Origin of the sequence: Lacinutrix iliipiscaria, assembly GCF_042686125.1 — a bacterium.
Lineage (GTDB): Bacteria > Bacteroidota > Bacteroidia > Flavobacteriales > Flavobacteriaceae > Oceanihabitans > Oceanihabitans iliipiscarium.
On sequence record NZ_JBHUOV010000001.1, the window covers coordinates 933,484 to 946,581 of the forward strand.

Annotated in this window: 13 protein-coding genes; 9 read left to right on the top strand and 4 right to left on the bottom strand. The window is 32.7% G+C overall.

Annotation, left to right across the window (positions count from 1 at the left end):
• The first annotated feature begins 41 nt into the window (after positions 1-41).
• The 3 genes from ACFS5M_RS04125 to ACFS5M_RS04135 are packed head-to-tail and all read left to right on the top strand — an operon-like array spanning position 42 to position 2,572.
• Positions 42-764, top strand: coding sequence for a polyprenol monophosphomannose synthase (locus ACFS5M_RS04125; protein ID WP_183486102.1), 723 nt, complete (start codon positions 42-44; stop codon positions 762-764).
• A gap of 9 nt (positions 765-773) precedes the next feature.
• A complete protein-coding gene (locus tag ACFS5M_RS04130) occupies positions 774-2,123 on the top strand; it encodes a dihydroorotase (RefSeq protein ID WP_183486104.1) in 1,350 nt (449 codons plus the stop codon).
• On the top strand, positions 2,123-2,572 hold the full coding sequence (locus ACFS5M_RS04135) for a DUF4296 domain-containing protein (protein ID WP_183486106.1): 450 nt from the start codon (positions 2,123-2,125) through the stop codon (positions 2,570-2,572). The genes ACFS5M_RS04130 and ACFS5M_RS04135 overlap by 1 nt, the downstream gene beginning before the upstream one ends.
• Here ACFS5M_RS04135 and ACFS5M_RS04140 read toward each other — a convergent pair whose 3' ends face one another.
• Positions 2,573-3,634, bottom strand: coding sequence for an NAD-dependent epimerase/dehydratase family protein (locus ACFS5M_RS04140; RefSeq protein WP_379897951.1), 1,062 nt, complete (start codon positions 3,632-3,634; stop codon positions 2,573-2,575).
• A gap of 33 nt (positions 3,635-3,667) precedes the next feature.
• On the opposite strand from ACFS5M_RS04140, the gene tyrS reads away from it, so the two are divergent.
• A complete protein-coding gene (tyrS, locus tag ACFS5M_RS04145; protein ID WP_183486108.1) occupies positions 3,668-4,975 on the top strand; it encodes a tyrosine--tRNA ligase in 1,308 nt (435 codons plus the stop codon).
• 101 nt (positions 4,976-5,076) lie between these two features.
• On the opposite strand, the gene ACFS5M_RS04150 is transcribed toward tyrS, so the two are convergent.
• Together ACFS5M_RS04150 and ACFS5M_RS04155 are read right to left on the bottom strand one after the other, a co-directional pair.
• The gene (locus ACFS5M_RS04150; RefSeq protein WP_183486110.1) at positions 5,077-6,057 is read right to left on the bottom strand and encodes a LuxE/PaaK family acyltransferase; all 981 of its coding nucleotides are present in this window, start codon (positions 6,055-6,057) and stop codon (positions 5,077-5,079) included.
• Between the two features lie 77 nt (positions 6,058-6,134).
• Positions 6,135-8,123: a lamin tail domain-containing protein gene (locus ACFS5M_RS04155; protein ID WP_183486112.1), complete on the bottom strand. Its 1,989-nt coding sequence runs from the start codon at positions 8,121-8,123 to the stop codon at positions 6,135-6,137.
• A gap of 275 nt (positions 8,124-8,398) precedes the next feature.
• Between ACFS5M_RS04155 and ACFS5M_RS04160 the strand changes: the two genes are divergently transcribed.
• Positions 8,399-9,082 carry a response regulator transcription factor gene (locus ACFS5M_RS04160; RefSeq protein WP_183486114.1) on the top strand — a complete coding sequence of 228 codons (684 nt, stop codon included), beginning with the start codon at positions 8,399-8,401 and terminating at the stop codon, positions 9,080-9,082.
• A complete protein-coding gene (locus ACFS5M_RS04165; RefSeq protein WP_183486116.1) occupies positions 9,082-10,125 on the top strand; it encodes a sensor histidine kinase in 1,044 nt (347 codons plus the stop codon). Before ACFS5M_RS04160 ends, ACFS5M_RS04165 begins: the two co-directional genes overlap by 1 nt.
• Here ACFS5M_RS04165 and ACFS5M_RS04170 read toward each other — a convergent pair.
• A complete protein-coding gene (locus tag ACFS5M_RS04170) occupies positions 10,099-11,154 on the bottom strand; it encodes a glycosyltransferase (RefSeq protein WP_183486118.1) in 1,056 nt (351 codons plus the stop codon). The two genes, ACFS5M_RS04165 and ACFS5M_RS04170, sit on opposite strands and share 27 nt — an antisense overlap.
• Positions 11,155-11,357: 203 nt before the next feature.
• Between ACFS5M_RS04170 and trmB the strand changes: the two genes are divergently transcribed.
• The 3 genes from trmB to ACFS5M_RS04185 are packed head-to-tail and all read left to right on the top strand — an operon-like array spanning position 11,358 to position 12,992.
• A complete protein-coding gene (gene trmB / locus ACFS5M_RS04175; protein ID WP_183486123.1) occupies positions 11,358-12,032 on the top strand; it encodes a tRNA (guanosine(46)-N7)-methyltransferase TrmB in 675 nt (224 codons plus the stop codon).
• Between the two features lies 1 nt (position 12,033).
• On the top strand, positions 12,034-12,663 hold the full coding sequence (locus tag ACFS5M_RS04180) for a LysE family transporter (protein ID WP_183486125.1): 630 nt from the start codon (positions 12,034-12,036) through the stop codon (positions 12,661-12,663).
• Positions 12,663-12,992, top strand: a complete 330-nt coding sequence (locus ACFS5M_RS04185; RefSeq protein ID WP_183486127.1) for an MGMT family protein — start codon at positions 12,663-12,665, stop codon at positions 12,990-12,992. Before ACFS5M_RS04180 ends, ACFS5M_RS04185 begins: the two co-directional genes overlap by 1 nt.
• Positions 12,993-13,098: the final 106 nt, after the last annotated feature.

Genomic DNA, 13,098 nt, shown 5'->3' on the forward strand with positions numbered 1-13,098 from the left:
ACTTCTAAATAACTACATTTGCTAAAATTAAACATCAATTAATGCAAGACAGTATTGTCATTATTCCCACTTTTAATGAAATAGAAAATATTGAGGCTATAATCAAAGCTGTGTTTTCTCTTGAAAAAGCATTTGATGTTTTAATTGTTGATGATAATTCCCCAGATTTAACGGCATTGAAAGTAAAAGAGTTACAAAGCCAGTTTCCAGATCGATTGTATTTAGAAGTTAGAACCAAAAAGTCAGGATTAGGAACAGCCTATATTCATGGATTTAAATGGAGTCTAGAAAGACATTATGATTATATTTTTGAAATGGATGCCGATTTCTCACATAATCCAAAAGATCTTATACGTCTATATAACACGTGTCACTTAGAAGATGCAGACATGTCTATTGGGTCGCGTTATGTTCAAGGAGTTAATGTAGTTAATTGGCCTATGAGTCGTGTTTTGCTTTCGTATTTAGCATCTAAATATGTGCGATTAATTACGCGGATGAAGATTCATGATACTACAGCTGGATTTATTTGTTATAAAAGAAAAGTGCTTGAATCATTCAATTTAGACGCTATAAGTTTTACAGGTTATGCCTTTCAAATTGAAATGAAGTTTAAAGCCTATTGTAAGAACTTTATAATAAAAGAAATTCCAGTTATTTTTACAGATAGAACTAAAGGTGAATCTAAATTGAGCTCTGGAATAATATCTGAAGCTATTTTTGGCGTTTTCTCCATGAAACTTAAAAGTTTTTTTAAAAAGTAATAATATTTTATGACCTCTAAGAAGACACTTATTAAGAATGCAAAAATTGTAAATGAAGGCTCTATTTCTCTTGGAGATATTCTTATTGAAGGGGAGTATATTGTTGAAATAAATAAAACTATAAACCCAAAGCATATAGCAGATGTGCATGTGATAGATGTAGATGGAAAATATGTCATGCCTGGTGCTATAGATGACCAAGTGCATTTTAGAGAGCCTGGATTGACGCATAAGGCTAATATAGAAACAGAGTCAAGAGCAGCCATTGCTGGTGGTATTACATCGTTTATTGAAATGCCTAATACCAATCCGCAAACAACAACTATTGAAAAGCTTAATGAAAAGTTTGAAATAGCATCAAAAACCTCTTCAGCAAATTATTCGTTTATGTTTGGAGGGACTAATGATAACCTTGATGAAATTTTAAAAGTAGACCCTAAACAGGTTGCCGCTTTAAAACTCTTTTTAGGGTCATCAACTGGAAATATGTTAGTTGATAACCCAGAGGTTTTAGAAAATATATTTTCAAAAACAAAGCTGTTAATTGCTGTGCATTGTGAAGATGAGACTACAATTAGGCAAAATTTAGAAAAATATAAAAACAAGTTTGGCGACTCTATTCCAATTAAATATCATCCAGAGATAAGAAGTGAAGAAGCTTGCTATTTGTCTTCTTCAAAAGCAATTGAACTTGCTAAAAAAACTGGAGCTAGACTACATGTATTTCATTTATCTACTGCAAAAGAAACCGATTTATTCAGCAATAAAATTCCTTTAAAGGATAAAAAAATAACAGCAGAAGTTTGCATCCATCATTTATGGTTCACTAATAAAGATTACGATGAAAAGGGAACCTTTATTAAATGGAATCCAGCGGTGAAATCTCAATCAGACAAAGAAGGCTTATTAAAAGCTTTGTTAGACGATAGGATAGATGTTATTGCAACAGACCATGCACCTCATACTCTTGAAGAAAAAGCTAATGTTTATACCAAGGCGCCATCTGGTGGTCCATTAGTACAGCACGCACTTCCAGCACTATTAGAGATGTATCATCAAGGTAAGATTACCTTAGAAAAAATCGTCGAAAAAATGTGTCATAACCCTGCCATACTATTTCAAATTGAGAAAAGAGGCTATATTAAAGAAGGGTATTTTGCCGATTTAGTGGTTGTAGATTTAAACTTACCATGGACAGTTAAAAAAGATAATATTTTGTATATGTGTGGCTGGTCTCCATTTGAAGGAACAACCTTTAAATCATCCATAACGCATACTTTTGTAAATGGATGCTTGGCTTATGAAAACTTTAAGTTTAATGCTGTAAAAGCAGCTAAACAATTAACATTTAATAGATAATGAGAAGCCTTATAAATATATGCTTTGTATTGTTATTAGTGTCATGCTATGATATAAAAAAACCTAAGAAGCCTGACAATCTTATTGCAAAAGATAAAATGGTTAATGTTATTATTGATTTGTCTTTGTTCAATTCAGCAAAAGGGATTAATAAAAGAATACTTGAAGATAAAGGGATTAACTTAGAGCAATATGTTTATGAGCAGCATGATATAGATAGCCTTCAGTTTGCAGAGAGCAATAATTATTATGCGCATCATATAGACGATTATGAAGCTATTTATAAAGAGGTAAAAGATAGTTTAAGTCAATTAAAAGACAAGTACACTGAAATAGAGAATAAGCAAAAAAGAATTCAACAGAGGAGAGATTCTATTAGAAGAGCTGAAATTAAAGATTCTATTTATAGGAATAAAAAAGGAATGAAGGCTTTAACTAAAGATCATTAGTTAATGCTCTTTTAAAAACTGTTCTGACACGTCCTTGATACTTGTTTTAATAGGTGTAAAGCTAAAGTTTAGTGCCTCAACAATTTTATTATTATTATAATTAGTTATTGTTAATGCAGTATTGGCATTCTGTTTTGTTAAGCTTCTGGGCTTACCAGTTATAAAGCTTTTTAGCCAATCAAATCGCCAAGCTATTTTTAGCATTAAAGGCGTTACAGATTTCTTCGGAGCTTTCACCATTAAATACTTTGATGCCATTTCTGTAAACTGTTTGAAGCTTAAATTTTCAGAAACCACAATAAAGCGTTCGTTTATAATTTTACTTTCCATGAGTTGCGTCATGCACTTAATAACATCTTTAACACTAACATAACCTGAGGTTCCAGTAACATAATGCGATAAACCTCGATGTACTTTTGTAAATAACATGCCACTTCCAGACTCCCAAAAACCAGCACCTATTATTAATCCAGGGTTAATAATTACAGCGCCTAGTCCTTCTTGAGTTCCTCGCCAAACCTCCATTTCTGCGCCATACTTTGTAATGCCATAAACACTATTATCTGCTTCTGGACTCCAATAAGTTTCTTCACTAATTAAACTATGATCATCACAAGTTCCTAAAGTAGAAATTGAACTTACATAGCATAGTTTTTTAATGCTGTTTGCAACACTTAAATTAACAATATTCGCGGTACCATCAATATTAATTTGTCTTAACTCATAATAATCTTTTGGGTCAAAAGAAATGAATGCAGCACAATGATAGACGTAGTTTATGTTTTGAAAAGCCTCAGTTAAAGCAGGAATATCAAGTATATTAGCTTCTACCCAGTCAATTTTATTGAAAAGTAAATCAGCGTCATCAGAAAAATAAGAAAACACTTTTTTTACGACTTCAAGTTTTTGCTTAGTTCTATATATAGCACGAACGTTTTGGTTACTACTTGCCAATTCAAAAAGTAAATGCGAACCTACTAATCCTGTTCCTCCTGTAACTAAAATCATAAAACAAAAATAGTCTTTTTTGGTATTCGCTTTTCTCTTTTGTTTGATAAACATATCTTTGTTGCACTTTAGAATAATAAACAGAAAATGAACTATAATTTAGTAGAAGAATTAACGTGGCGTGGAATGGTACATGATATCATGCCTGGAACGGAAGCACAATTAAATAAAGAGATGACCACAGCCTATATTGGTTTTGATCCTACGTCTGATTCTTTACATATTGGCAGTATGGTTCCTATTATTTTATTAATGCATTTAGAAAAAGCTGGACATAAACCTATAGCATTGGTTGGTGGCGCAACAGGAATGATTGGAGATCCTTCTGGTAAAAGTGATGAACGTAATTTATTAGATGAGGAAACACTTAATCATAATGTGGATGGTATAAAAAAGGTATTGTCTCGATTTTTGAATTTTAATTCAAAAGAAAAAAATGCACCAGTTTTAGTGAATAATTATGACTGGATGAAAACATTTTCATTTATTGATTTTGCTCGTGATGTTGGAAAGCGTATTACAGTAAACTACATGATGTCTAAAGACTCTGTAAAAAAGCGTTTAAGTGGCGAAGAAGGCAGTATTGGAATGTCTTTTACAGAGTTTACCTATCAGCTTATTCAAGGCTATGATTTTTATCATTTACATAAAAACCATAATTGTTTATTGCAAATGGGAGGAAGTGATCAATGGGGAAATATAACAACTGGAACCGAATTAGTAAGACGCATGAATGTAGGTGAAGAGGCTAAAGCCTTTGCTATGACTTGTCCGTTAATCACTAAAGCAGATGGTTCTAAATTTGGGAAAAGTGAAAGTGGAAACGTTTGGTTAGATGCCGATAAAACTTCTGTTTATAAGTTCTATCAGTTTTGGTTAAATACCAGTGATGAAGACGCAGAAAAATATATTAAGATATTTACTTTTTTAGATCAAAAGACAATTGAAGCTTTGGTTCTTGAACATAAAGAAATGCCACATTTACGTCTGTTACAAAAACGTTTAGCAGAAGAAGTAACAATTTTAGTGCACTCTAAAAGCGATTTTGAAAATGCTGAGCGTGCATCTAATATTTTATTTTGCAAATCCTTTAAAGAAGATATCAATACTTTAGATGAAAACACCTTTTTAGATGTTTTTGAAGGTGTACCTCAAGCTGAAGTTTCTAAACAAGAAATTGAAGGCGGTTTAGATATGATTGCAGCGCTATCTGCACAAACGAACTTCTTAGCATCAAATGGTGAAGCACGTCGTGCTTTAAAAGAGAATTCAGTTTCTGTAAACAAAGAAAAAGTAACTGAAGATTATAAAATTACTACACAAGATTTAATTAATAATACCTATGTTGTCATCAACAAAGGGAAACGAAATACATATATTATTAAGGTTGTTTAAATTCAAAGCCTGACTGCTATTAGCAGCCAGGCTTCAAAAAACTAACCAATCAACTAAAAAAAAATTCTAGTACTGTGTTAGTCGTATTTTTATAGGTTTACTTACAATACCATAAGGTTACAACCACGAATATCACTTTGATCAAATCGTCCTAAAATTTCAAAAGACCGATTATTGTGTGTTCGACCCAAATCTTGAGTAGCTATAAAGGAACAGGAGTAAATATTTGCTAAATCTATAATATTTAGTCCTCCAGTTTTCTTAGGGCTTTGTATGGTTAATGCATCTTCTGTATCACGAGTTAAAACACGCATCCAATTAGGGCAATTAAAAAAACCATTTCCATTTGAATAAGCTTGACTTAATAATTCGGTCATGCCGTATTCGCTATGTATAGTATTTACACCAAAGCCTTCTTTTAAAATTGCATGTAATTCATCTCGAATCAATTCCTTTCGTTTACCTTTCATGCCACCTGTTTCCATAATTATAGTGTTTTTTAATTGAAACTGATGGACTTCCACTAAATCTAATAGAGCAAAAGAAACACCAATGAGTAATACCTTTTCTCCTTGCTGATCTAAAGTTTCAAGCGTATTTGTTAATGAAGAAAGTTGATCTAAATAAAAACCGCTTTTAGGTTTATGAGATTGTTTTATTAAATCATCTACCATATAGACTAAAGAAGAGCCTTCACGCTCTAAATAACTAGGCAATAAAGCAAGAACAGTATAATCCTTGATATTTCCATAAAACTGTTTAAAACCACTTCTAAAACTGTTTTCATAAATTGATATATCTGAAATATGATGTTTACTTGTTACACTTCCTGTTGTTCCACTACTCGTAAATGTTTGGACAATATTTTTATTTGAACATAACACCTGATGCGATTTAAAAAATTGAATAGGAAGAAATGGAATGTCTTCAATGCGTTTCACATCACTTGGATGCTTATATAATAAATCACAAAACGACCGATAGACAGAATTATTCTCAAACTGAAACTTGAAAATGCGTAATGCTATATTTTCAAATTCAGCATCAGTATTAATGCTAAATATGTCTTTTGAATTGATCATGTTTTATAAAACAAAAATAGATAAAATAAAAAAGCGCTACCAATTGGCAGCGCTTTTTATATGTTGAAAAATAGAAACTATTTTATCACTAATTTCTTAGTCGATACATTTCCATTTTGAGACATTTTAAGAATATAAACCCCACTATTTAAACGAGAAACGTTTAACACATTGTTAGTGATAGTTTGATTAAGAACTTGTTTTCCAAGAATATCATAAACACTAACTAAGATCGCTTCATTTTTAGAGCTTGTAATATTTACTATTCCAGTTGAAGTTGGATTAGGATATACATTAAAAGAAGACAAATCAAAAGAATCTACAGATAATGAGTTTGGAGCTCCAGGAGTTCCAAAATCTCCTAAACCTATATCAGTCGTAGAATTTTGCCAATTCATTCCATCATTATTACTTACATCGTCAAAAGCAGTATCTATAAGCTCCATAGAAGTTCCAGTAGTATCAGGGAAATCTGCATCTGTATAAGCTACAGCATCTATTATAGTTCCTGAACATTCTAATTGTACTTCATCATCACCATTAGATAAGGTATAACTAGAGTATTGATAATCTACATTTACACCTCCATTAGTTGCAAAATCACTGTTAATTCCTAATACAGCATAGCCTGAAGCAGGTACGATTAATGTAGCAGCAATAGTATGAGACTCTCCGTCAGCATCAGTAATATCCCAACCTTGCATATCAATTGGGCTTCCTGTGGTATTATAAACTTCAAAATATTCACCTAGACCATCAGCTACAGCATTTGGGTTCTTCATGATTTCAGTCACAATAATATCACCAACATTCGGACATACAAGTGTTCCTATACATACAGGGCTATTAATTGTTCTACTTAAGTCACAGCTACTATCAGCTGAATCTCCAGTTACCGTTACAGTAACGTTTGTGCCTTCAGGAATATCATTAATCAATATGGTACCATCAGTCATAACCGAAGGATTATCACCTCCTACAGAACCAACACCACCAGTATCGATAGTGTAAGTAGAAGACCCACCACCAGTAAATTCAATTGATGCTGTATAATTATCTACACCACTTGTTTCAGTATCACAAACAGCGTCTAATGTTCCTAAAAACAAATCACAAGGAAATGCAACAGAAAATGTAACCGTAGCATTAACCGCAGGAGTTATTGGTGTATGAGAATTATCTACTAATTGCATAAAAACCACATAAGTTTCTCCATCAACAGTTGCAATCATTTCATCATCAACATCATATTTCATTGGTTGAGCTACACCATTAATAGTCCAATGTATATGGCCATCAATGCCTGCGCCAGGATCACCAACAATAAAGTTTTCTACAGAAACTGATAAATCAACATTTGTAGTACCAGAAGGGAAAACTGCCATATCAGCTGGTGCGCCAATTGTTAAAACAGGATCACTTAAACAACCAGAAAATGCACCTATATTTCCCCAACCAGAATCACTTGCTCCAACAATCCATTCAGAAGAGTCAGCGTCAACACCTGCAGAATCAGCCCAATCATTATTTGGTCCGCAAACAGAAGATTTTCTTGTTAGAGTATTGTCTGTTGTAGCATTTGAAACTCCAGCAACGTCCCATGGACCATCACCTTGCCAAGTTCCTATCCAGTCTAAAATTGTAAATCCAGTCATTTCACCTGGATCTACTTGATCATCCATATCAGCATCATCCCATGTTCCATCATTTGCAACTAAAGCAAAACCATCATCACCATTACTTAAAAAGTTGAACAACATATCTGCTTCATCTGTAATTGCTGTATCAGCACTTGAATGAGCAATAACAAAAACATCACCATCAGCTAACATCGTTCCCTCTGGAAAAGTATTCCAAAATTCATACTCACCAGCTGTTGTTGGAGCATTAGATACATTTGGAAAAGCATAGTTGTCTAGATTGACAGCTGCTCCAGTACCATTATAAATTTCTAAAAATTTATTATTACTTGATCCTTCTCCATACATACTAAAATATAAGTCTGAAGTTTGACCAAAAGACACTGCACTAATTAATAATGCGAATAAAAAGTAAATTTTTTTCATAATTGTTTTTTTATAAATATAAATTAAGACTACAAATATAAGGAGAATATAGGTTTAAACGATGATAAACACATAAAATAAATACCTTTTTACAATTATTTAACATGCTTTATTGGCTTAGTTATCAGTTTTGTAATGTAAAATATGTCTTTTAATTAAAGTGCCTCTGCGAAATAAATTTCAATATTACCTTATTGTTATTTGTGTGTAAAGTTTGTGTGTATCTTTATGATTAATTTTATCTTTACTTCATCTTAAAACTAACTTTAAAATTAATGAAGAAGAAAGACATAAAAATCCTATTGGTAGATGATGAACCAGATATTCTCGAAATTGTGGGTTATAACCTAACTTCTGAAGGCTATCAAGTCCTAACTGCCGAAAACGGAATACAAGCTGTTAAGAAAGCAAAAAAGGAACATCCTCACCTTATTATACTTGACGTTATGATGCCTGAAATGGATGGCATAGAGGCCTGCGAACAAATCCGTAAAATAGATAGCCTAAACAATACGATTATTACTTTTTTAACCGCTAGAGGTGAAGATTATTCACAAATGGCTGGTTTTGATGCTGGCGCAGACGATTATATCACAAAACCTATTAAGCCAAAAGTTTTAGTGAGTAAAGTAAAAGCTTTATTAAGACGCTTTAAAGAAGATGATACCGAAATTAATGTTGTAAAAATAGGAAGTCTCGTTATTAACAGAGATGAATATAAAATAGAACTTAAAGGAAAAGAAATTATTTTACCACGAAAAGAATTTGAATTATTATCTTTACTAGCATCTAAGCCAGGTAAAGTTTTTAAGCGCGAAGATATTCTTGACAAAGTATGGGGAAATGAAGTCGTTGTTGGCGGAAGAACCATAGATGTGCATATTAGAAAACTTAGAGAAAAAATAGGCGACAATTACTTTAAAACCGTTAAAGGTGTAGGCTATAAGTTCGTAGATTAATGCAAAGACAATTAAAAAAGACGTATAAGTTTGCTTTTAAAACAGCACTATACATCACTATTTTTCTAACGCTCTTAATGAGTGTTTTTTTGTATAAATTTTATGCTGTAGATTGGATACAGATTGTATTTATTGCACTGACTTGCTATGTGTCCTCTTTTATCATCATTCAATATCGTGTAGAACAATTCATTTACAAACGTGTAAAAAAAATATACGATGACTTAACGCTTTTAGAGTCTTCTAGTTTACGTAAAAATAGAATTACTACAGACATGGCGACCCTAACAGAAGAAATAGATAAATACGCCAAAGACCGAAAGTTAGAAATAGAAACCCTGAAAGTTCGTGAGGAATATCGAAAAGAATTTTTAGGGAATGTATCTCACGAACTCAAAACCCCTTTGTTTACTGTGCAAGGCTATATTCTTACCTTGTTAGATGGCGCTATTAAAGACAAAGCTGTTCGAGATAAATATTTAAATAATGCGAATAAAGGCGTCGAACGACTTATCTATATTGTTAAAGATTTAGATATGATAACTAAGTTAGAGATTGGCGATTTAAGGTTAAATATAGAAACTTTCGATATCGTTGAACTCGTTCAAAGTGTTTTTGAACTTTTTGAAATGAAAGCGAGTAAAAAGCAAATTAGCTTGACATTTGATTTAGATTATAAAAATCCAATTTATGTTAAAGCAGATAAAGAACGCATTCAACAAGTGCTTACGAATCTTATTGTAAATTCTATAAAATACGGAAGATCTCAAGGAACAACGGAAGTTAGTATTGAAAACCTTATAAAAAACAAAGTCATTGTTCGTGTTACCGATAATGGCGAAGGTATCGCAAAACAACACATTCCGCGCTTATTCGAACGTTTTTACCGCGTCGATAAAAGCGGTTCTCGTAAAGTTGGTGGCTCTGGATTAGGACTGGCCATTGTAAAACACATTATAGAAGCTCACGACGAAAAAATATATGTCGAAAGTGAATTAGAAGTTGGAAGCGAATTTTCATTTACCCTTGAAAAGACCGAATAGTTTTTTGTAGTTAATCTGGTAGTCAGCGTTTTTTAAACCTCGACTTCTACTTACACGGTTTAACATATCTAGTGTAAAATCAGCTTGTTTACAACTTGGCACCATACTTAAATCATCTAATCGCTGTGCTAAATATTCTTGTTCATATTGACCAGGAGTTGGAATAAAAAAAGCTTTTTTCTCTAGTTTAGCTAAATCCATAATTGTAGTATAACCAGAGCGTGATAAGACCATAGCACTTTCATTTATGGCTTGCTCAAGTTCAGTACTCGTCATAAAATTGTAGATTACAATATTATCATTTACAATTCTTGATTGTACTTTCTCAACAACACCTCTTACAAAAAGCACCTGACCTCGAAAGTCTTTTAATCTCTTTAATAATGTATCTTCTAATAAGCTACGCTGAGGTTCTGGACCAGATAATAACACCAATAAATCATAAATAACTTTTGTATTTTTTTTAGAAAATCGACTTATAGGTCCAAGATATTTAATAGTCATTTCATCTATAGAAACATGGCCAAGCTTACCGCTTAAATTAGTGTCATTTTTGTTGTCAGGAACCCAGCATTCATCATATTGTTTAATGATTTTTTGATGCATTTTAGTGCTTAGCCAAGTTGTATTTCCACTTAAAACTTGTAATTGATGCGTCATAAACACACAAGGGATGCTCTTACTGTGCACACCTAACCTGTTATCACTAATTAAACCATCAATTTTATACGCTTTAATAATCGTTTTTACAGCTTTCTTTTCAGCTTTAATCGCTTTTATTAATTTAGGAGAACCCTTTAGTAATTTCCATTTAAAAAGCTGCGAATTTTTAGCATAAGTAATATTATAGCTCGGGAGCTCAACCGTGTCTAAATCTGGAAATTCTTTTCTTAATAAATCTAAAGCAACACCATCACTAGCTAAGACAACATCAAAATGATGATGTAAAAGCGCATGAATAATCGGTATGCAGCGCGTCGCATGACCTAAACCCCAATTTAAAGGTGCAACAAGAATTCTTTTTTTCATATGTGTTTTTGGGCGTGACCAAGACCATGTTAACTCATGGTCTTCGTCGGGCTTTACGTTAAATCTTTTTTATACTAAACAAGGTTCAGCATAAAAAAGGATACCACTGCAATCCCTCACGCAAAATTTTATCTAAAATTCAAAGATAAGCATAATATAGGCTCGCTATATTTCCTTAATTTTGCCAAAAGATTAAATTAATCGTGGGAAGTAAAAATAAACTCAAACGCTTTAAAGAAAACGAGACCTTTAAGAATGTGTTTCAACCAACAAGAGAAGAACTTGTTGAGCAAGACTATAAATTAAAAGGACAGTGGAATGCTTCTTTTTTTAAGAATAGTAACCCATTAATTTTAGAATTGGGTTGCGGTAAAGGAGAGTACAGTGTGGCTTTGGCAAAAATATATCCAAATAAAAACTTCATTGGTATCGATATCAAAGGAGCACGATTCTGGCGAGGTGCAAAAACAGCTATTGAAGAGAACTTACCTAATGTGGCTTTTATTCGTACCCAAATAGAACTAGTTGAATTCGTCTTCGCTCAAAATGAAGTCGATGAAATTTGGATTACGTTCCCAGATCCACAGATTAAATATAAGCGTACGAAGCATAGAATGACGAATACCACATTCTTACAACGCTATAAAAACATTCTTAAACCAGAAGGTGTGGTGAACCTTAAAACAGATAGCGAGTTTATGCATGGTTATACTTTAGGGCTGTTGCATGGCGAAGGCCATGAGGTGCTATATGCAAATCATAATGTGTATAAACAAGAAGGGAGTCCAGAAGAAGTAACCAACATACAAACCTATTACGAAAGTCAATATCTTAAAGAAGACAAAGCAATTACGTATATTAGATTTAAATTAAAATAGTTTGAATATTACTATCGTCTTTTTTATTGGGTTTGTCGTTGCATTGGTTGGTGTAGTTCCTCCTGGATTACTCAACATGACTGCTGCTAAAATTAGCCTAAAAGATGGTTATGCTAGAGGAATTACCTTTTCTATAGGTGCTTGTGTTATTATTGTTTTTCAAACTTATATTGGGACTCTTTTTGCACGTTATTTAAGTAATCATCAAGATGTTGTAGATGTTCTGCAACGCGTCGCATTCGTCATTTTTGTATTAATTACGATTTACTTTTTAGTCATTGCTAAAAGTGAAGATAAACCCAAAGCCGAACTCAAAGTAAAGAGTAAAAAGAGTCGTTTTTTTCAAGGCATGTTGCTTTCGGCATTAAATGTGTTTCCAATTCCATATTATGCGTACATGAGTATAACTGTAGCCTCATTTGGTTGGATGGATTTCGAAAAAACTAGTATTATCTCTTATGTTGCTGGAGCTACCATGGGAAGTTTTGTCGCTTTTTATTTTTATATTTTCTTTTTCGATAAAATTAAAAGCAAGACGCTGACTTCTCAAAAAAGCATGAATTATCTTATAGGAACAGTAACAGGAGTTATTTCTATTATTACTTTGGTTAATATTATTAAAGAAATGTAATGCAAGAAAAAACTTTAAATTTCTTCGACAAAGTTTATCAAGTTGCCAAGTTAATTCCTTATGGTCGCGTAACGAGTTATGGTGCTATTGCAAAATACTTAGGTGCAGCAAAAAGCGCACGCATGGTGGGTTATGCGATGAACGGTTCAGGAGGCAAAGATGTACCAGCACATCGTGTGGTGAATAGAAAAGGCTTACTGACTGGCAAATTTCATTTTGATGGCACTAATCTCATGCAACAACTTTTAGAAAATGAAGGTGTTAAAGTTATAGACAACCAAATTCAAGATTTTGAAGCCTTGTTTTGGGATCCTGCAAAAGAGCTTTAATTAGTTTTTACACACTTTTTTAGAAAATCCGTTTTGTACTGCATTCGGATGGATCGAAATAAATTTCAGCTTCATTTTCAAAGGTATCATCTAAGACGAAAGTGAA